We start from the raw sequence: 18561 nt of genomic DNA, 5'->3' as shown, positions 1-18561 counted from the left end.
GTCATCCTTAGCATTTACGCAGATAGGTGAGTGAATCCCGGTATGCCCGAGCCGGATCCTCGGCGCGAACGCGGCACTCATACACCACGTAACCCTGGTAATTATCCGCACGCAGCCGATCGAACAGGCTGGCAAAATCGAGGCTGCCGCTGCCCGGCTGATAGCGGTGGTTATCCGCGATGTGCACATGGCCCAGCAGATCGCGATGCTGATGCAGCGCGTCCGTCAGCGAATCTTCTTCGATGTTCATATGATAGAAATCGCCGATGGTCTGCACGTGCTTGAGATGGTTCTCTTCAATGTAGCGACGCGCGTCTGCCAGGGTGTTAATCATGTGGTCCTGATAGCGGTTCAGCGGCTCCAGGTAGACGGTGGTGCCGGTGCGCGCGGCCACCTCATCCAGCCAGCGCAGCGACGCACTCACCGCTTTGCGGTCTCCTTCGAGACTGCGTGGTGAGGTCATTGGCGGCAAACGGAAGGTAAACATTCCCCAGGCTGCAGGCACGATAATGCCCTTGCCGCCCACTTCCGCCAGGGCTTCCAGAATGCGTTCAATCTGCTTTAACCCGTTCAGACGGCGCTCTTCGATGAAGTCGCCGATCCAGCCATCGTATCCGCCGCAGGCCGTCGTTACCGGCAGACCGGTGGCCTTAATCGCCGCCTTCACCTCGGCGAGGTTTTCCACCAGCAGCCTGCCGTCAATTTCATAGCCATCAAAACCCATCGCTTTGATGTACTCGAATTTTTCCATGATGTTGGCCGGGAAAAAGGCCTGGTTCTGTGTTGCAATTTTCATGATTTGCTCTCCTTAGCTTAAAAAGTGACGCCCATTTTGATGCTCAGTTCCGGATGCCGATCGACATATTTCATATAGCTTTCAGCGCAGGTAGAGAAGGTCACGACCGGGTCGATCAGATCGTCACAATTCAGATAACCGTTCATCAGCAGTTCCCAGCAGGTCTCTTCAATACGCTTGCGGCTCCAGCGCGGGTAGTCCGGGTTTGGCTCGCTGCACGCGCGGGAGAAGACAATCTTCGCGTTGTTAAAGTGCGCTTCGCGCCCCAGATTGAAGCCTTCCGCGAACGGTTTCGCGAACGCAACGTAGGAGATGGTGCCGCCGTAGGCGAGGCCGCGCAGCGCGGACTGGAGGGCATCTGCAAAGCCGCTAGTCTCGATGATCACGTCCGCGCCCTGCTTCCCGGTCAGCTTTTTGATTTCCAGACCGACGTCCGTGCCGATAGGGTTCAGGCAGTGGTCCGCACCATGACGGCGGGCGATCTCACAGCGGTGTTCGATAGGATCGACGCCGATGACGACTGACGCACCGGCTTTTTTCGCCAGCTGGATCGCTATCTGTCCGATGGCCCCCAGACCGACCACCACCACAAAGTCGCCCACGCGGACGTTGGCATCGCGCACGCCGCTCATGGCGAACTGCGCCGGATCGTAGCAAACGGCGTTTTTCCAGGAGGCGCCCTGCGGCATTTTGCGCAGCTTGTAGTTGTTCACCCCGTTGACGATAACCGTCTCCTGCAGCGGGCCATAGCAGCAGACGCGATCGCCGGGCTGGTATTCCATGACGTCAGCACCGCATTCAATAATGTCGCCGACGATCATGTTCCCGAGCTGGAACTTACCGAATTCGATCCCGCGCGCGGCGCCCTCTTCACGCGGGGTAAACATCTGCCACTCCGCGTTGAACTCTTCATCGATAAACGGACTGGCGGCGCGGAAATCCACCACTTCGGTACCGTGTTTCGGCGCGCCGAAGCGGGCGCGAATTTTCACTTCATGACCAGCAACCGGACGATCTTCATATTCCACCAGCGCCGCCACGCGCGGCGCTGTCGCAACTAACTTTTTCATGACTGACTCCTTGTTAAAATTGGCCGCCTCAGCCCTTCACGCCCCCGGCGGTCAAACCACTTTTAATAAAACGTTCAGACAGGGCGTACATGATGACCACCGGAAGTGCCGTCACCAGCGATGCCGCCATCATGCGACCCCAGATATAATCAGGTGTGCTAAAGAGCGTGTTCAGCCCGACCGGCAAGGTGAAATTGCTGGCGCTGGACAGGAAAATGGACGCAAACAGGTAGTCGTTCCACGCCACCATGAAGCAGTAGACAAACACCGATACCAGCCCGGAAATCGCCAGCGGTACGGTGATGCGAAAGATGATTTGCAGGCGGTTCAGGCCGTCCATCATCGCGGCTTCTTCGATTTCGTCCGGGATGGTGTCGAAATAGCTGCGCAGCATGAACACCGCTGTCGGTAACGTTTGGGTCACCATGGTGATAATCAGCGCCAGCTCGGTGTCGTAGATCCCAAGGGCAGTGATGATTTTGAACAGCGGCACCACCAGCAATATCCCGGAGAACATGTAGACGGTATAAAAACTCGCGTTGATCGTCGTGCGCCCCTTAAACCGCAGTTTGGACAGAGCGTAAGCCCCCAGCGTGCCGAGAAACACGGCAATCACCGAGGAGGTCAGCGACACCACCATGCTGTTTCTGAAATAGTCCACAAACGGAAAAATCAGCGGATTAAAGATGTCGACGTAATGCTGCAGCGTCCACGCCTGCGGCAAAATGGTCGGGCTAAGCGATATCGCCTCTTTCGCACTCTTAAACGACGTCATGAGCATCACGAAGAACGGAAACAGCGTGATGACCAGAAACACCGCCAGCCCCAGATAAAAACCAATACGGTTGAGGACGCGTTTATTTGTTGCCATTGAGGTTTACCCTTTTTCTGGTCAGCAGGATCACCGCGAAGATGATCACGAACAGCACCACAGAGATCGCCGCTGCTTTGCCTAAATCGTTGAACGCGAACGCGGTTTTGTAGAGATAGACGCCCAAAATATCGACCTTGGTCGTCAACAGATAGACATCCGCAAACATGTAGAACATCCAGATGGTTCGCAGCGTCACCACCGTTGCCAGCACCGGCATGATGGCGGGCAGCGTAACGATCCGAAAACGCTGCCAGGCGTTTGCCCCGTCCATTTCCGCCGCTTCGTAGAGTGACTTATCAATGGTCTGCAAAATCGCCAGGAATGAAATGAACGCGTACGGAAAGTAACGCCAGATCGCGAACAGCACCACCAGCACAAAGCTGCTGCCAGGATTGTCGAACCACAGCGGCGCCTGGTCATACAGATGCAGCAGATCGACGCCCAGATAGTTCACGATGCCGTAGCCGTTGTTGAACATGTATTTCCATGCAAACACCAGCGAAATGGACGGGGTGACGTAGGACAAAATCACCAGCGAACGCGCCGTTTTCCGCATGCGGAATTCACGGTTAAAGAAGATCGCCACCGCGAGCCCCAACCCCGTGCTGCCGATGACCACCAGCGCGGTGTACCAGAAGGTCATCCACAGCGAGTGCCAGAACGCGGCATCCCCGAGAATGCGGATGTAGTTATCCAGCCCGACGAACACCGCATCAATACGCGGGTTAAGCGGCAAACGTAAGAAACTGATTTCAATATTGGAAATCATTGGCCACGCCACCAGGCCCCCCAGCAAAATCAGGCTGGGGGCCAACAGCAGCATGGCGAAAGGCATATCTGAACGACCAGAAAACAACGTCTTCATAATTTCCTTCCGCAGAGCGCTCCTATCGTTGTGACATCAGGTCAGTCAGACGCTTCTGGCTGTCGCTAAGCGTGGCGCTGAGATCGTGTTTTCCCACCGTGACGTTATGCACCATCGAACTAATAATGCCGGACCCGGTGACATCGCCCATGCGCGTGAAGTTTTTGTCGCCCACGGCGCCAAACACCTGAACGTTCGGGAACTGCGCAATAAGTTCGTAAGGCAGTTGCCCAAACGCTTTAATGACCTCATTGTTTTTCCAGGTATCGGTGCCCACCACGAGCTTGTTCACCGGCAGTGCCGCGCCGGGCGACATCATGACCCAGTCGGTTGCGTTCTGAGCCTGTTCCATCCAGGTCACAAATTTTTCAGCCGCCTGAGTTTCCTCTTCGTTTTGACCCGTGGTAATCGTCAGCGACGTGACCATGCCGTAAACAGCGGAAGATGTTTCTGTTGGGACGACGAACCCCAGGTTGGCTGGGTTTCCATCCTGGAATACCGCCGGCAGGATGTAGGTTGAGTAAACCGCCATCGGCGCAGAGCCGTTCATGAAGGCATCTTTGATCTCCATGACGTCGTTTGAGCCCGGCATGGTGGTCGCGGCCAGAGCTTTATAAAACGCCAGGGCTTTTGCCATTTCAGGGGTATTGATGTCGACGTTCCCTTGGGCATCAAACACGTTCGCCCCGCCGGAAAGCGCAAACTGGGAGAATGCCTGCTCGGTCATCACGCTTTCCGCAGTGGGCAGCGCAATGCCGTAATGTTTTTTGGCCGGATCGTTCAGGCGCTGGCTGGCTTGCAGCAGCTGCTCCCAGTTATGCGGCTCCTGAATACCGGCGGCAGCAAGCACATCCTTGTGGTACCAGACGCCGGATAGCCAGGCGCTGACGGGTACCCCCGTCCAGGCAGAACCGTCTTCCGTGCGAACAACACGCAATATGCCGTCATAGAAGGTATTCTCCCCGACCGCTTTAATGGCTTCGCCAATCGCCTTGCGATCCAGCAGCTGTTCCTTATCCATGACTTTCGCGTAGTCATGGCTGACTTCAATCACCTCAGGCAGCGCGCCCGTTCTGGCGAGCGTAATGACCTTGGTGTTGTAGGCATCCTCTTCTACCGGCACCTGTTTCACCGTGATGCCAGGGTTCTCTTTCTCGAATTTTTCGATCAGCTTCGTGATAACCGCCTGACGCTCCTGCTCAACCGATGAATGCATAAACTCAATGGTGACAGCCGATTTTTTGTCATCCTTGCAGCCTGACAGCAAGGCGCACGAAACCAGTGCTGATATCAGCACAATTCGGGGCATTTTCATTTTTAAGGTCCTTTTTAGTTTTCTTTAATCCACAGCACCTGCCACGGATGTAGGGTCAGCGTTTTATCTGTAATATTTTTTCCCGTAATCAACTCCGTTCCGGATTGAATATCGGACTCCACCGTTTGAATGCCATCACTGAAATTAAACAGCGCCGTTATTTTTTCGCCACCATTCGCTACGCGAACGATTTTTAAAACATGGTCCCCCGAGGCGCTAAAATAAGCCTCGCTGGCAGGATGAAATGCTTTCTCCGCCCGACGCAGCGTGATTAACCGGCTTAATGAGGAATAAACCTGAGAACGCAGGCTATGTCTATCCTCAAGCGCGCTATCAATTTCTCCTGCCGCGTATTTCTCACGATTAATCGCGCGGTTGTATCCCAGGCGTTCAACACCGGCATAATCATTACGGGAACCGAGAATACTCTGGATATAAATCGCAGGCACGCCGGGGAAACTTAACAGAACGGCATGGGCCAGAATAAACCGGGCGATCCGATCGCTATCAAGACTGTCGCGCGTACTTAATGCATCCAGATAGGTCACATTAATTTCATAAGGGCTGCGCGTACCATCCGGGTTATTTTTCCAGTTAACCAGTGCCCCTTCAGCCTGAAGTTTCTCGACCAGCGAAAGGATGTCCGACTCGGGTAAAATGCCGCGTAACGGATTCAGCCCAATCCCGTCATGCGAGGCCAGGAAGTTAAACCAGGTGGTTTTTGTGGAAGGCAACGCAAGCGACGCGGCCCACTGGCTCAGCGTCCGAACGTCCTGAGAATGCACCGCATGCAGCACCAGCGGGGGCAATGAGAACTGATAAACCATCTGCGCTTCATTTTGACCGTCACCGAAGTAAGAGACGTTATCTTTATGCGGCACGTTCGTCTCGGTGATGATTACCGTTCCCGGCGCGACAGCCTCGGTAATGGCACGGAAAAGCTGGATGAGCCGATGGGTTTGCTCAAGGTGGATGCAGCTGGTTCCGGGTATTTTCCACATGAAGCCCACTGCATCCAGGCGAATGTATCGCGCCCCTTCAATCAGGTAATGCAGCAGCACGTCGACCATTGCGATCAGCACCTGCGGAGAGGCGAAGTTGAGATCAATCTGGTCCTCGCTGAAGGTGGTCCACAGGTGTCGCACGCTGCCATCATGCATCGTAAAAGGCGTAAGCAGCGGTAAGGCACGCGGACGCGTTACTGCGGATAAGTCTGTTTCAGGGTCGACAGAAATAAAGAAATCGTCATACCCAGGCGTTTGATTCAGGTAATTAGCAAACCATTTGCTTTTGGCCGACATGTGGTTGCACACGAAATCAAACATCAAACTGGCTGACTGTTTTAATTCAGCAATATCTCGCCACGTTCCGGTTTCCGGTGCAACCTCATGATAATCGATGACAGAAAAGCCATCATCTGAAGACCACGGATAAAAAGGCAAAAGATGGACATGCGAAAAAGAATGAGAAAGCCATTTGTTATAAAAACGGGTAAAAACCGGCAGCGCCTTCTCGCCTTTCGCGGAAAACTGATCGGCATAGGTAATCAGAACAACATCTTTTTCATCCCAGCCTGCTTTACGTTTTTCAGTAATAACAGACGCGGCCTTTCCAATATTTTCCAACAGCACATTGAGTTGGGCTTCAGAAAACGTTTTTCCATAAACAAGATTAATGAGTGCTTTAATTTTTTCGTTCACTTTATTTTCCATGGTAGCGGTCCCACGGAGTGGCAATCTACTCCCATGAAAAATATCTGTCAACGGACCGGGCAGGAGAAAAATGCGATAGCAAAGCAGCTCAGTACAATAGTGTGAGCTGCCGCAAAGAAAGGACGGGGAAAAGAAAAATAAGGTTAAGGGCCAGCCCCTCTCCCGGAGGGGAAAGGGCTAGCGCCAGCGGGGATCATTGGGATAAGTAGCGGCGAGAAAGCCGCTTTGCCACCTTTTGCAACAGCGGTTCGAGCGCCACGGCCAGCACCATTCTGACCGGCTTGCGGGCAACGGATTTTATCGCCCAACCCGCCACGCCTGCCGGGCCGAAACGTAACGCGGTCAGCAGGACCAGTTTACCTGCGATTTTCAGGCCGGGTTTTACCTTCTGACCGGCCTGTTGCCAGTGTTGTTTCATCTCATTTCTCTCTTAAAGCTGACGGAAACGACTTCTCAGCGTAAAGGTATCGGATGTGACATAGCGTTCCATTTCCCGTAGCCGCTTCTCACCGGCGGCGAGTTGTTCATCGACGGCATTGAGAAGATCGCTGCTGGTGGGGGCACCTTCCGCAGTCAGTTCCCCTTCCGGCATCGGATCCAGAACAAACGACAGGACGATATATGCCACCAGGGTAATAAAGGCCAGACCAAAGAAGATCGACAGCACCGTCACCACCCGCACCAGCTTAACCGGGACATCAAGATAATGCGCCAGCCCGGCACAAACGCCGCGCACCATGCCCTGCTGGGGAATACGCCACAGCTTTTTGTTCAGATTCAGTCCAGACATTAGCGGTCCCTCCAGTTTGGATGCTCAGCATCCAGGATAGCTTCCAGCGCCTGAATGCGTTCGCGCATTTTGTTCGCCTCATCGGAGAGCTGTACCAGACGCTGTTGTTCACTCTGGGAAAGTTCGCCCCGTGAAGAACGGCTGCTGTAGTGCAGCCATAGCCAAATCGGCAAAACGAACAGCACGAAAATTGTCAGGGGAATGGCCAGAAAAAGCGCGCTCATGTGTACTCCTTGTCTTACGATGCGGCACGCTCAGGTGCCGCAGGCATTATTATTGGTTGTCTTGCTTCATTTTGGCTTTCAGGGCCGCCAGCTGTTCGCTGATTTCATCATCGGCCTTCAGATCGGCAAACTGCTGATCCAGCGACTTCTGCTTGCCGATGCCGTGGCTCTCGGCTTCCGCTTCCATCTGGTCGATGCGACGTTCAAATGATTCAAAACGCGCCATCGCTTCATCAAGCTTACCGCTGTCCAGCTGACGACGCACGTCGCGGGATGAGCTTGCCGCCTGGTGACGCAGGGTCAGCGCCTGCTGACGCGCGCGGGTTTCGCTCAGCTTGTTCTCCAGCTCGCCAATCTCTTTCTTCATGCGAGTGAGCGTATCGTCCACCAGCGTCACTTCATGTTCCAGCGTCGCGACCATATCCGCCAGCTTCTGTTTTTCGATTAGCGCCGCGCGGGCCAGATCCTCTTTATCTTTGCGCAGCGCAAGCTCCGCTTTTTCCTGCCATTCGTTCAGCTGAGCGGTGGCCTGTTCAATACGACGCGTAAGCTGTTTTTTCTCCGCCAGCGCGCGGGCGGAGGTAGAACGCACTTCAACCAGCGTGTCTTCCATCTCCTGAATCATCAGGCGTACCAGCTTCTGCGGATCTTCCGCTTTCTCAAGCAGCGAGTTGATGTTGGCGTTCACGATGTCGGCAAAACGAGAAAAAATACCCATAATCAAATCCTCATAGTTCTGTTATCGGGCGATGCCCTGCTGAACAGATTATACAAACATCATGCCAACTTTTTATCTTATTGATTTCAATGGGTCTGATTGATTTTCAGGCAATGAAGAACTATTCTTGCCTGGTGAATATCGCTAAGGAGTGGTTAATTTCATCATGCCTGGATACAAAGACAATTTACTCGGCGAAGCGAACAGCTTTCTCGAAGTGCTGGAACAGGTTTCTCGCCTGGCGCCGCTCAATAAGCCGGTGCTAATCATCGGCGAGCGCGGTACGGGGAAAGAGCTGATAGCCAACCGCCTGCATTACCTATCCGGGCGCTGGGACGGTCCCTTCATTTCCCTCAACTGCGCGGCGCTGAATGAAAACCTGCTCGACACCGAGCTGTTCGGCCATGAAGCGGGCGCCTTTACCGGCGCCCAGAAACGCCATCCCGGACGCTTTGAGCGCGCCGACGGCGGGACGCTGTTTCTTGATGAACTGGCCACCGCGCCCATGCTGGTGCAGGAAAAACTGCTGCGCGTGATTGAGTACGGCGAGCTGGAGCGCGTCGGCGGCAGCCAGCCGCTGCAGGTCAACGTGCGCCTGGTGTGCGCCACGAACGCCAACCTGCCGGAAATGGTGGCACAGGAGAAATTCCGTGCCGACCTGCTCGACCGCCTGGCCTTTGACGTCGTGCAGCTTCCTCCGCTGCGCGAGCGAAAAAGCGACATCATGCTGCTGGCAGACCAGTTTGCCATTCAGATGTGCCGCGAGCTTGGCCTGCCTCTGTTCCCCGGCTTTAGCGATTATGCGCGGGAGACGCTGCTGGCTTACCACTGGCCGGGCAATATCCGCGAGCTAAAAAACGTCGTGGAGCGTTCCGTCTATCGCCACGGCAGCAGCGATACCGAGCTGGACAACATCATTATCGATCCTTTTCAGCGCAGCGCATCGCCGCCGTCCGCCCCTGCGTCTTCTGGCGACGCCCCCACTCTCCCCCTTGATTTGCGCCAGTTCCAGCACGACCAGGAGAAACAGCTGCTGGAGCAAAGCCTTAAGATCGCGAAATATAACCAGAAACGGGCGGCTGAACTGCTGGGTCTGACCTACCATCAGTTAAGGGCATTGCTCAAAAAGCATCAAATGCGCTGACAATATCAGCACTTACCCGCAGACATTTTTACGAAGCAGGCGTAAGTGCGATACACTTTGCAGATCGAACCTAAAAACCTTAAAAATTATGCGTCTGGTTTTATCGTCCTTTTTTGCACTCGGTCTGTTTAGCAGCCTGGCCTTCGCCGCGCCCGGGCAAACGCCGCAGCCTGATATTCGTGACAGCGGCTTCGTCTATTGCGTAAGCGGCCAGGTAGATACCTTCAACCCGCAAAAAGCGGGCAGCGGCCTGATCGTGGATACCCTGGCCGCACAGCTTTACGATCGCCTGCTTGACGTTGACCCGTACACCTACCGCCTGGTACCCGAGCTTGCGGAAAGCTGGGAAGTCCTGGATAACGGCGCAACCTACCGTTTTCACCTGCGCGATGACGTTGCGTTTCAGCGCACGCCGTGGTTTACCCCCACGCGCAAGCTAAACGCGGACGACGTGGTCTTTACCTTCCAGCGCATCTTCAACCGCAATCACCCGTGGCATAACGTTAACGGCAGCAACTTCCCCTATTTCGACAGCCTGCAGTTTGCCGATACCGTCAAGAGCGTGCGCAAGCTGGATAGCCGGACGGTAGAATTTACGCTGACGCGAGCGGATGCCTCCTTCCTCTGGCACCTTGCGACCCACTATGCGTCGGTCATGTCTGCGGAATATGCGGCGAACCTGACGAAAAAGGATCGTCAGGAGCTGCTCGATCGTCAGCCTGTCGGCACCGGGCCGTTCCAGCTGGCTGAATACCGCGCCGGGCAATATATTCGTTTGCAGCGTCATGAGCATTTCTGGCGCGGCACCCCGCTGATGCCGCAGGTGGTGGTCGATCTCGGTTCGGGCGGAACGGGACGCCTGTCGAAACTGCTTACCGGCGAATGCGACGTGCTTGCCTGGCCCGCCGCCAGCCAGCTCACCATTTTGCGCGACGATCCGCGTCTGCGCCTGACGTTACGCCCCGGCATGAATATCGCTTATCTGGCCTTTAACACGGATAAGCCGCCGCTGAATAACCCTGCCGTTCGTCATGCGCTGGCGCTGGCGATCAACAACCAGCGCCTGATGCAGTCGATTTATTACGGCACGGCGGAAACCGCCGCCTCAATTTTACCGCGCGCCTCGTGGGCCTATGACGGTGAGGCTAAAATTACGGAATACAATCCGGCGAAAGCGCGTGAACAGCTGAAGGCGCTGGGGGCGGAAAACCTGACGCTGCAGCTTTGGGTGCCGACCAGCTCCCAGGCGTGGAACCCGAGCCCGCTCAAGACCGCCGAACTGCTGCAGGCGGACATGGCGCAGGTGGGCGTTAAGGTGATTATCGTACCGGTTGAGGGCCGTTTCCAGGAGGCGCGCCTGATGGACATGAATCATGATTTGACCCTGACCGGCTGGGCCACGGACAGTAACGATCCGGACAGCTTCTTCCGACCGCTGCTGAGCTGCGCGGCGATAAACTCGCAGACCAACTACGCCCACTGGTGTAATCGGGAGTTTGACGCCGTGCTGCAAAAAGCGCTGTCTTCCCAACAGCTGGCCTCACGCATCGACGCCTATGATGAAGCGCAGAAGATCCTCGCCGAGGAGCTGCCCGTGCTGCCGCTGGCCTCTTCCCTGCGTCTTCAGGCGTATCGTTATGATATTAAAGGCCTGGTGCTGAGCCCGTTCGGCAACGCTTCGTTCGCCGGCGTGTCGCGTGAAAAAGAACAAGAGGTGAAAAAACCATGATTATTTTTACCTTACGTCGGCTCCTTTTACTGCTGGTGACGCTCTTTTTCCTGAACTTTGTCGGCTTTAGCCTGAGCTACTTCACGCCCCATGCGCCGCTCCAGGGGTCGTCGCTGTGGGATGCCTGGCTCTTCTGGTTTAACGGGCTGCTGCACTGGGACTTCGGCGTGTCCAGCATTAACGGGCAGCTGATTTCTGACCAGCTGAAAGAGGTTTTTCCGGCAACGATGGAGCTGTGCATTCTGGCGTTCGGCTTTGCCCTGATGGTCGGGATCCCCGTGGGCATGCTGGCCGGGATCTATCGCAATAAATGGCAGGATAAGTTTATCAGCGCCCTCGCCCTGTTCGGCTTCTCCATCCCGGTATTCTGGCTGGCGCTCCTGCTGACGCTGTTCTTCTCCCTGACGTTGGGCTGGCTGCCGGTGTCTGGCCGTTTTGACCTGCTCTACACGGTTAAATCGGTGACCGGCTTTGCCATCATTGACGCATGGCTGTCCGATTCGGTATGGCGGCATGAGATGATCGTCAGCGCCCTGCGCCATATGGTGCTGCCGGTGCTGACGCTGGCGGTTGCGCCGACGACAGAAGTGATCCGCCTGATGCGCCTGAGCACCATCGAGGTGTTTGAGCAGAACTATATCAAAGCCGCCGCCACGCGCGGACTGTCGCGCCTGACCATACTGCGCCGCAACGTCCTGCACAACGCGCTGCCGCCGGTTATTCCCCGTCTGGGATTACAGTTTTCCACCATGCTGACGCTGGCCATGATCACCGAGATGGTCTTTAGCTGGCCCGGCCTGGGACGCTGGCTGATTAACGCCATTCGCCAGCAGGACTACGCCGCGATTTCCGCAGGCGTGATGGTGATTGGTTCGCTGGTGATTATTGTTAACGTGTTGTCCGATATTCTGGGTGCCATGGCTAACCCATTGAAGCATAAGGAATGGTATGCCTTACGATAGCGTATACAATGAAAAGCGCACGCCCGGTGTGCTGCGTACCGTGTGGCGTAAATTCTATGGCGATACCACGGCGATGATCGGCCTTTATGGCTGCGCCGGCCTGGTGTTGCTGTGCGTCTTTGGCTCGTGGTTTGCGCCGTATGGCATTGACCAGCAGTTCCTTGGCTATCAGCTGCTGCCGCCGTCCTGGTCCCGCTACGGAGAAGTCTCTTTCTTCCTGGGCACGGACGACCTCGGGCGTGACGTGCTGAGCCGCCTGCTGAGCGGTGCTGCCCCGACGGTGGGCGGCGCGTTTGTGGTGACGCTCGCGGCAACGATCTGCGGGCTGGCGCTCGGCATTTTTGCAGGCTCCACGCATGGCCTGCGCTCGGCGGTGCTTAACCACATTCTGGATACGCTGCTGTCGATTCCGTCTCTGCTGCTGGCGATCGTTGTGGTTGCCTTTGCCGGTCCGCATCTTTCGCATGCCATGTTTGCCGTCTGGCTGGCTATCCTGCCCCGCATCGTGCGTTCGGTTTACAGCATGGTGCATGATGAGCTGGAAAAAGAGTACGTTGTTGCCGCCCGTCTGGACGGCGCGACGACCTTCAACATTCTGTGGTTTGCCGTGCTGCCGAACATCGCGGCCGGGCTGGTCACCGAGATCACCCGCGCCCTGTCGATGGCGATTCTGGACATCGCGGCGCTCGGCTTCCTCGACCTTGGCGCGCAGCTGCCGTCGCCTGAATGGGGCGCTATGCTCGGCGACGCGCTGGAACTTATCTACGTCGCGCCGTGGACGGTTATGCTGCCGGGTGCGGCCATTATGGTGAGCGTGCTGCTGATTAACCTGTTGGGCGACGGTATTCGCCGTGCAATTAACGCGGGGGTGCAATAATGCCGCTTCTTGATATTCGCAACCTCACCATTGAATTTAAAACCGGCGAAGGCTGGGTTAAGGCCGTCGACCGCATCAGCATCACCCTCGCGGAGGGGGAGATACGCGGGCTGGTGGGGGAATCCGGCTCGGGAAAAAGCCTGATTGCCAAAGCCATCTGCGGCGTGGCGAAAGACAACTGGCGCGTTACCGCAGACCGCATGCGCTTCGACGATATCGACCTGCTGCGCCTCTCCCCCCGCGAGCGGCGCAAGCTGGTCGGGCATAACGTCTCGATGATTTTCCAGGAGCCTCAGTCCTGTCTCGACCCGTCCGAACGCGTGGGCAAACAGCTGATGCAGAACATCCCCGGCTGGACCTATAAAGGCCGCTGGTGGCAGCGTTTCGGCTGGCGCAAACGTCGCGCCATCGAGCTTTTGCACCGCGTTGGCATCAAAGATCACAAAGATGCGATGCGCAGCTTCCCGTATGAGCTGACCGACGGTGAATGCCAGAAGGTGATGATTGCCATCGCGCTGGCCAATCAGCCGCGTTTGCTGATTGCAGATGAACCGACGAACGCGATGGAACCTACCACGCAGGCGCAAATTTTCCGCCTGCTGTCGCGTCTCAACCAGAATAACAACACCACCATTTTGCTCATCAGCCATGACCTGCAGATGCTCAGCAAATGGGCGGATAAGATTGACGTGATGTACTGCGGGCAAACGGTCGAAACCGCGCCGAGTGAAGATCTGGTCACCGCGCCGCATCATCCGTACACTCAGGCGCTTATCCGCGCCATTCCGGATTTTGGCAGCGCGATGCCGCATAAGAGCCGCCTGAATACCCTGCCAGGGGCAATTCCGCTGCTGGAATCTTTGCCGATAGGCTGCCGTCTGGGGCCGCGATGCCCCTATGCGCAGCGTAAGTGTATCGAGACGCCGCGCCTGACCGGAGCCAAAAATCATCTTTACGCCTGTCATTTCCCGCTGAACATGGAGAGAGAGTGAAATGGTCGAAACCTTGCTTGAAGTCCGCAACCTGAGTAAGACCTTTCGCTACCGCACGGGGCTGTTTCATCGTCAGACCGTCGACGCGGTGAAACCGCTGAGCTTTACGCTGCGCGAAAAACAGACCCTGGCGATCATCGGCGAGAACGGCTCAGGGAAATCCACCCTGGCGAAAATGCTCGCCGGCATGGTTGAACCGACCGCAGGGGAAGTATTGATTGACGATCATCCTCTGACGTTCGGCGATTACTCTTTCCGCAGCCAGCGTATTCGCATGATCTTCCAGGATCCGTCTACCTCGCTCAATCCACGCCAGCGCATCTCGCAGATCCTCGATTTTCCGCTGCGTCTGAACACCGACCTGGAGCCAGAGGCGCGCCGTAAGCGCGTAGTTGAAACCCTGCGCATGGTGGGTCTGTTACCGGATCACGAAAGCTACTACCCGCATATGCTGGCCCCTGGCCAGAAACAGCGTCTGGGTCTGGCGCGTGCATTAATCTTGCGGCCAAAAGTGATCGTTGCGGATGAAGCGCTTGCCTCGCTGGATATGTCTATGCGCTCACAGCTGATTAACCTGATGCTGGAACTGCAGGAAAAACAGGGGATTTCGTATATTTACGTAACCCAGCATCTGGGCATGATGAAACACATCAGCGATCAGGTGATGGTCATGCACCAGGGCGAAGTGGTCGAGCGCGGCAGCACCGCGGATGTGATGGCTTCCCCGCTTCATGAACTGACCAAACGATTGATCGCCGGTCATTTCGGTGAAGCATTGACCGCCGACGCATGGCGAAAAGATCGGTAAACAAACGCTGCATCGTTCAATAAGGATTAAATAGTCTTTATGCGCTGTTTAATCCTTTACTTTTTTATCTCCATCCCTGCTCCATATTTCACGCAATATCAATCAACAGTTCTTCTCCAGAATAACCGGACATTACGGAGGAGAAGAAATGAACACCACCACTTACGTTCTAAAATATACAGAGTATCTCATCAGAAGATGCCGCTCATTGCTAATAACTGACCTGCACTTTCATACCGAGAGGCTTAAGAAAGCATCCGGGAAAATGCCTGACATCAAATCGCCCACGACGTTGAGCGAGAAAATATGTCATCGTCTGGTCTATGACCATAATAACTTCTACACGATGCTTGCCGATAAACTCGCCGTTCGGGCATATGTTTCCGCCAGAACAACGCGCGTGAAAACGGTGCCATTAATTGGCGTTTATGCGAAGACGTCGCAGATTGATTTTTCAGCCCTCCCGGACAAATTTGTCCTTAAGTGCAACCATGACAGCGGCAGCACTGTAATATGTACTCATAAAGCTCAGTTTAATGTCAGAGAAGCGTGTAAAAAACTGAGTCTCGCGTTAAAGAAAAATTTGTACTACACCACGCGTGAATGGCAGTACAAAAACATTACGCCAAGTATACTTTGCGAGCCGTATATCGATCTCTTTGATGACGCAGACAGGAACTCAACCCCCGAAATGCTGAGGATCCATTGCTTTCATGGCGTCGCGCACTATGTTGAAGCGGATTTTACGGATGATAACGGCAACGGTTTCATCAACGTTTACGACAGACACTGGAATTTACAGCCCTTCCGGATGGAATATCCGAATACGACAGCCGTTGCAGCCGAGCCGCTCTTATTCCGACAGGCATTGTTGGCCTCCCAGGAGCTGGCTGAAGGAATCGACTACTGCCGCGTCGACCTGATGCTAAAAAAGGATGAGATCTATTTCAGTGAGATAACCTTAAGCCCGAAACGCGGTAAGCTGACGATTACCCCGCAGGAATGGGATGCCAGGTTAGGAAAAATGTGGCATTTATCGCCGGCAGGCGCATTTGACCTGCCGCTGAACCTCACGAGTCGGGCCAGGTGAGTTTAAATATCGAGTGGTTTTGCGTCGATAAGGTATAGGTAACATCGCCACCATGCGCCAGCATGATGGCTTTTACCACCGACAAGCCCAACCCACAGCCTTCCGGGTTTAGCTGTCTGGCCCCCGTGTCGCGCTGAAAGGGCTGAAATAAGAAATCATGAAACTCTCTGGGGATGCCCGGCCCCTCGTCCTGAATAAGAATAAAATTGCCGCTATCCGAAACGCCATTTTTCACGATGAGTTTGCGCGAGGTGGAATAGTGTAAGGCATTGTCAAATAACACGGTCAGGCACTGATTGATGCGTAACGGATCGAATACGCATTGCTGCTCCCTTAGGTCTGCACTGACGGTAAAGGCCTTACGGTTGAATTCTGGCATAAATGTATCGAGCGCATCCTGTATTGCCCCTTTTAGATCCCTTCTCGACGGATGGAGCGTGTATCCCGCTCCACCGTCCGAACTTATGACCCGCAGATCTTCAATCAGACGGGTTAACCCTTCCGTCTGTTTAAGAAGATTATGAAACAGAACCGGGTCCGGGGTAAAAACACCGTCAACCAGTCCCTGAAGCCGTCCGCGTAAGATCGTGACCGGGGTTCTCAGTTCATGTGCAATAGCGGCATTCCAGGTTTTCCTGTGCATATCCAGCGTCTGTAATTTTTCCGCCATTTCATTGAAATCCGTGACAAGGTGGTTGATCTCACCCAGCCGGGAACTGGCGCAGAACGCCCGTGCGTCCAGATCGCCCTGAGAAATCTTTTTCAGGCTGGACGCGACCGCGTTTAGCGGGGTGAGTATCCGCGACGAGAGTTTGACGGTGAAAAAGAGGGCAATAAACAGGCTGATCGTCGTCGCGGTGCCAATCCATACCCAGTCCCACATCGTCATCTGCTCGTCATCGCTCGAAATCGTCCCGCCCGGAAGGTGATCCAGAATGAAGGAGTAAAATAGCCAGGAGCCCAGTACGGCGATGGCAATTATCGTAAACGTCAGCAGCAGCATATACGTTAAGATCTGGCGACTCAGGACAGACTCTTTGTTCATTTCTTTTCCCCAAGCCGATAACCCATGCCTCTGATACTTTCGGGCACGCCGTAAAGACCGGCAAGCTCCAGTTTTTTTCGCAGCTTGCTCATATGGCTATCGACCGTTCTGTCGAGCGTATCACCTTCCGGCAGACACGCGTTGAGTAACTCTTCCCGGGAACAGACCTTTCGCGGATATCTCACCAGGTAAGTCAGTAATTTAAATTCGGTCGTCGTTAATACCGGGGAAATCGCCTCTGCGCCCACGGTGACTTCTACGTAAAAATCATCCGGATAGACCGTGATAAATGGCGTTCTGAGCGGCAGGGAACTCGCCTGCTGAAGCGCGGGTTTGGTTCTGCGCAGCACCGCCTCAACCCGTGCCACAACTTCAGACGGGTTGAAGGGTTTGATCACGTAATCATCCGCACCCAGTCTCAGCCCCATGAGCTTATCGACATCCTGATCGAGAGCGGAAACCATAATGACGGGGACAGTGCTTTCCTGACGAAGCGTGGTAAGTACGCTCCAGCCGTCACATACGGGGAGGTGAATGTCCAGCAAGATGAGATCCGGCTTATGGAGACGATTGAGCGTTATGGCCTGCTCGCCCTGCCTGGCCCTGAGCGTTTTCATTCCCGAGCGCTCTAAGTAGCTCATCAGTATATCGGCGATTTCGTCTTCATCTTCAACAACAAGGATCAGCGTATTTTTGTGCATGTTATCTCCGCGGGTGAAATCCCTTTAAGCACGCTATCAGATATCTTTAGCACAATAAGACATAGCCTCCGGGAAAAAGTGCCGTGGAAATGAAAATTTCCCGCCTGAATTTAATGCCCGGTTATTTCTCCATACAGTCTACACATTCAGTCAATAAAGACTCGACAATGTCCGTTCAAAATCGCTATTCAGGCACAAACCCCTTTCGCTGAGAGTGACTTATTAACACCGTCCCATCAAGACGCTCTGACGTTGGCTGAGATAACGATCATGGAACTTTCTAAATACTTCTCCCCTGGAAAAATTGGCATATATTCCCTGTTCCTGCTGCTGTCATGGGGATTACTTTATATCTGGCTGATGCTGATACACGGAATGGATGAGAAAGTCGCGTCGACGCTACCCTCTTCACCCATCATTTACGGCTGCATCGCATTGTCGGTTGCCTCTCTGATGCTGCAAAATAAAGCCGGCGCATTGCCTGAGCTAATTGTGATTGCCTTCTGGCTGATGGTGATTTTTGTTTATCTTATTATTACGTTCACCGTGCTGTTAAACGCGATGCCCGATATCGAGGATCTGGTCTTTTATTACGAGTGTTATTTGATCATTTTTTTTGGCGGCGCACCGCTGTACCTCATGATAAGAATGATATGATCGTCTGTAATAATAATCTTCGCGCTCCTGAACCTGCAGGTGCCCTGCTCTCGCTGAATAAACTCGCGGTGGGCCTCGATCATCCCGTATCAGACTCCTTCTCTGGTTGGATGAGGTGAAGCTGATGCCGGGTGATATAATGGACAGATGCTGAAATTTTGCGCCCCCGCGGGTTCGCGGCGCATTCTTCGG

Annotated in this window: 20 protein-coding genes; 8 read left to right on the top strand and 12 right to left on the bottom strand. The window is 54.6% G+C overall.

The genetic code is table 11. From position 1 onward, the window contains the following. Nucleotides 1–7: 7 nt before the first annotated feature. The 10 genes from ACJBF3_RS05840 to pspA all read right to left on the bottom strand — a co-directional run bounded on the left by ACJBF3_RS05840 (nt 8) and on the right by pspA (nt 8364). Complete coding sequence (locus tag ACJBF3_RS05840; RefSeq protein WP_045331178.1) at nt 8–796, bottom strand: sugar phosphate isomerase/epimerase; 789 nt, start codon at nt 794–796, stop codon at nt 8–10. A gap of 17 nt (nt 797–813) precedes the next feature. Further along, entirely contained in the window at nt 814–1866 is a 1053-nt protein-coding gene (locus ACJBF3_RS05835; protein WP_045331181.1) for a zinc-binding alcohol dehydrogenase, read from the bottom strand. Nucleotides 1867–1894: 28 nt separating this feature from the next. Then, nucleotides 1895–2737 carry a carbohydrate ABC transporter permease gene (locus tag ACJBF3_RS05830; protein ID WP_032640920.1) on the bottom strand — a complete coding sequence of 281 codons (843 nt, stop codon included), beginning with the start codon at nt 2735–2737 and terminating at the stop codon, nt 1895–1897. Then, nucleotides 2724–3605 (bottom strand): carbohydrate ABC transporter permease, encoded by an 882-nt coding sequence (locus tag ACJBF3_RS05825; RefSeq protein ID WP_022648300.1) that lies wholly within the window; start codon nt 3603–3605, stop codon nt 2724–2726. Before ACJBF3_RS05825 ends, ACJBF3_RS05830 begins: the two co-directional genes overlap by 14 nt. 22 nt (nt 3606–3627) lie before the next feature. Beyond that, complete coding sequence (locus ACJBF3_RS05820; protein ID WP_045331185.1) at nt 3628–4920, bottom strand: ABC transporter substrate-binding protein; 1293 nt, start codon at nt 4918–4920, stop codon at nt 3628–3630. A 14-nt stretch (nt 4921–4934) separates the two neighbouring features. After that, the gene (locus ACJBF3_RS05815) at nt 4935–6632 is read right to left on the bottom strand and encodes an alpha-amylase family glycosyl hydrolase (protein WP_045331187.1); all 1698 of its coding nucleotides are present in this window, start codon (nt 6630–6632) and stop codon (nt 4935–4937) included. A 193-nt stretch (nt 6633–6825) separates the two neighbouring features. Further along, nucleotides 6826–7050 (bottom strand): phage shock protein PspD, encoded by a 225-nt coding sequence (pspD, locus tag ACJBF3_RS05810; protein WP_023312043.1) that lies wholly within the window; start codon nt 7048–7050, stop codon nt 6826–6828. Nucleotides 7051–7062: 12 nt separating this feature from the next. After that, nucleotides 7063–7422, bottom strand: a complete 360-nt coding sequence (pspC, locus tag ACJBF3_RS05805) for an envelope stress response membrane protein PspC (RefSeq protein ID WP_045329333.1) — start codon at nt 7420–7422, stop codon at nt 7063–7065. Continuing rightward, the gene (gene pspB / locus ACJBF3_RS05800) at nt 7422–7646 is read right to left on the bottom strand and encodes an envelope stress response membrane protein PspB (protein WP_045329334.1); all 225 of its coding nucleotides are present in this window, start codon (nt 7644–7646) and stop codon (nt 7422–7424) included. Before pspB ends, pspC begins: the two co-directional genes overlap by 1 nt. 49 nt (nt 7647–7695) lie before the next feature. Then, entirely contained in the window at nt 7696–8364 is a 669-nt protein-coding gene (gene pspA, locus ACJBF3_RS05795; protein WP_023617933.1) for a phage shock protein PspA, read from the bottom strand. A 166-nt stretch (nt 8365–8530) separates the two neighbouring features. On the opposite strand from pspA, the gene pspF reads away from it, so the two are divergent. From pspF to ACJBF3_RS05760, 7 genes are all read left to right on the top strand, one after another. Next, nucleotides 8531–9508 carry a phage shock protein operon transcriptional activator gene (pspF, locus tag ACJBF3_RS05790; protein ID WP_045329335.1) on the top strand — a complete coding sequence of 326 codons (978 nt, stop codon included), beginning with the start codon at nt 8531–8533 and terminating at the stop codon, nt 9506–9508. A gap of 88 nt (nt 9509–9596) precedes the next feature. Beyond that, the gene (gene sapA, locus ACJBF3_RS05785; RefSeq protein WP_045329336.1) at nt 9597–11237 is read left to right on the top strand and encodes an ABC transporter substrate-binding protein SapA; all 1641 of its coding nucleotides are present in this window, start codon (nt 9597–9599) and stop codon (nt 11235–11237) included. Beyond that, complete coding sequence (sapB, locus tag ACJBF3_RS05780) at nt 11234–12199, top strand: putrescine export ABC transporter permease SapB (protein ID WP_045329338.1); 966 nt, start codon at nt 11234–11236, stop codon at nt 12197–12199. Before sapA ends, sapB begins: the two co-directional genes overlap by 4 nt. Continuing rightward, nucleotides 12186–13076: a putrescine export ABC transporter permease SapC gene (gene sapC / locus ACJBF3_RS05775; RefSeq protein WP_047716637.1), complete on the top strand. Its 891-nt coding sequence runs from the start codon at nt 12186–12188 to the stop codon at nt 13074–13076. The genes sapB and sapC overlap by 14 nt, the downstream gene beginning before the upstream one ends. Continuing rightward, a complete protein-coding gene (gene sapD, locus ACJBF3_RS05770; protein ID WP_032640940.1) occupies nt 13076–14068 on the top strand; it encodes a peptide ABC transporter ATP-binding protein SapD in 993 nt (330 codons plus the stop codon). Before sapC ends, sapD begins: the two co-directional genes overlap by 1 nt. A 1-nt stretch (nt 14069) precedes the next feature. Then, entirely contained in the window at nt 14070–14876 is an 807-nt protein-coding gene (sapF, locus tag ACJBF3_RS05765; protein ID WP_045329342.1) for a putrescine export ABC transporter ATP-binding protein SapF, read from the top strand. Nucleotides 14877–15024: 148 nt separating this feature from the next. Continuing rightward, nucleotides 15025–15966, top strand: coding sequence for an ATP-grasp fold amidoligase family protein (locus tag ACJBF3_RS05760; RefSeq protein ID WP_047716639.1), 942 nt, complete (start codon nt 15025–15027; stop codon nt 15964–15966). On the opposite strand, the gene ACJBF3_RS05755 is transcribed toward ACJBF3_RS05760, so the two are convergent. Both ACJBF3_RS05755 and ACJBF3_RS05750 read right to left on the bottom strand, forming a co-directional pair. Then, a complete protein-coding gene (locus ACJBF3_RS05755) occupies nt 15947–17011 on the bottom strand; it encodes an ATP-binding protein (RefSeq protein WP_045329346.1) in 1065 nt (354 codons plus the stop codon). The two genes, ACJBF3_RS05760 and ACJBF3_RS05755, sit on opposite strands and share 20 nt — an antisense overlap. Then, nucleotides 17008–17712: a response regulator gene (locus tag ACJBF3_RS05750; protein WP_045329348.1), complete on the bottom strand. Its 705-nt coding sequence runs from the start codon at nt 17710–17712 to the stop codon at nt 17008–17010. Before ACJBF3_RS05750 ends, ACJBF3_RS05755 begins: the two co-directional genes overlap by 4 nt. 270 nt (nt 17713–17982) lie before the next feature. On the opposite strand from ACJBF3_RS05750, the gene ACJBF3_RS05745 reads away from it, so the two are divergent. Next, complete coding sequence (locus tag ACJBF3_RS05745; protein ID WP_045329349.1) at nt 17983–18369, top strand: hypothetical protein; 387 nt, start codon at nt 17983–17985, stop codon at nt 18367–18369. The last annotated feature ends 192 nt before the right edge of the window (nt 18370–18561 follow it).

Origin of the sequence: Enterobacter sp. PP-008-ECC_S150 (assembly GCF_045257065.1) — a bacterium.
In the GTDB taxonomy this organism is placed as follows: Bacteria; Pseudomonadota; Gammaproteobacteria; order Enterobacterales; family Enterobacteriaceae; genus Enterobacter; species Enterobacter chengduensis.
The sequence above is the reverse complement of the archived record's forward strand: the minus strand, read 5'-3'. Positions and strand labels throughout refer to the sequence as shown.

Bases quoted from the DNA above. Each gene is read 5' to 3' on its own strand.
- ACJBF3_RS05825 (WP_022648300.1), bottom strand. From the start codon at position 3,605: ATGAAGACGTTGTTTTCTGGTCGTTCAGATATGCCTTTCGCCATGCTG.
- sapF (WP_045329342.1), top strand. From the start codon at position 14,070: ATGGTCGAAACCTTGCTTGAAGTCCGCAACCTGAGTAAGACCTTTCGC.
- pspD (WP_023312043.1), bottom strand. From the start codon at position 7,050: ATGAAACAACACTGGCAACAGGCCGGTCAGAAGGTAAAACCCGGCCTG.
- pspF (WP_045329335.1), top strand. From the start codon at position 8,531: ATGCCTGGATACAAAGACAATTTACTCGGCGAAGCGAACAGCTTTCTC.
- sapA (WP_045329336.1), top strand. From the start codon at position 9,597: ATGCGTCTGGTTTTATCGTCCTTTTTTGCACTCGGTCTGTTTAGCAGC.
- ACJBF3_RS05745 (WP_045329349.1), top strand. From the start codon at position 17,983: ATGGAACTTTCTAAATACTTCTCCCCTGGAAAAATTGGCATATATTCC.
- ACJBF3_RS05835 (WP_045331181.1), bottom strand. From the start codon at position 1,866: ATGAAAAAGTTAGTTGCGACAGCGCCGCGCGTGGCGGCGCTGGTGGAA.
- ACJBF3_RS05830 (WP_032640920.1), bottom strand. From the start codon at position 2,737: ATGGCAACAAATAAACGCGTCCTCAACCGTATTGGTTTTTATCTGGGG.
- pspB (WP_045329334.1), bottom strand. From the start codon at position 7,646: ATGAGCGCGCTTTTTCTGGCCATTCCCCTGACAATTTTCGTGCTGTTC.
- sapB (WP_045329338.1), top strand. From the start codon at position 11,234: ATGATTATTTTTACCTTACGTCGGCTCCTTTTACTGCTGGTGACGCTC.
- pspA (WP_023617933.1), bottom strand. From the start codon at position 8,364: ATGGGTATTTTTTCTCGTTTTGCCGACATCGTGAACGCCAACATCAAC.
- ACJBF3_RS05820 (WP_045331185.1), bottom strand. From the start codon at position 4,920: ATGAAAATGCCCCGAATTGTGCTGATATCAGCACTGGTTTCGTGCGCC.
- ACJBF3_RS05815 (WP_045331187.1), bottom strand. From the start codon at position 6,632: ATGGAAAATAAAGTGAACGAAAAAATTAAAGCACTCATTAATCTTGTT.
- ACJBF3_RS05840 (WP_045331178.1), bottom strand. From the start codon at position 796: ATGAAAATTGCAACACAGAACCAGGCCTTTTTCCCGGCCAACATCATG.
- pspC (WP_045329333.1), bottom strand. From the start codon at position 7,422: ATGTCTGGACTGAATCTGAACAAAAAGCTGTGGCGTATTCCCCAGCAG.
- ACJBF3_RS05755 (WP_045329346.1), bottom strand. From the start codon at position 17,011: ATGAACAAAGAGTCTGTCCTGAGTCGCCAGATCTTAACGTATATGCTG.
- ACJBF3_RS05750 (WP_045329348.1), bottom strand. From the start codon at position 17,712: ATGCACAAAAATACGCTGATCCTTGTTGTTGAAGATGAAGACGAAATC.
- sapC (WP_047716637.1), top strand. From the start codon at position 12,186: ATGCCTTACGATAGCGTATACAATGAAAAGCGCACGCCCGGTGTGCTG.
- ACJBF3_RS05760 (WP_047716639.1), top strand. From the start codon at position 15,025: ATGAACACCACCACTTACGTTCTAAAATATACAGAGTATCTCATCAGA.
- sapD (WP_032640940.1), top strand. From the start codon at position 13,076: ATGCCGCTTCTTGATATTCGCAACCTCACCATTGAATTTAAAACCGGC.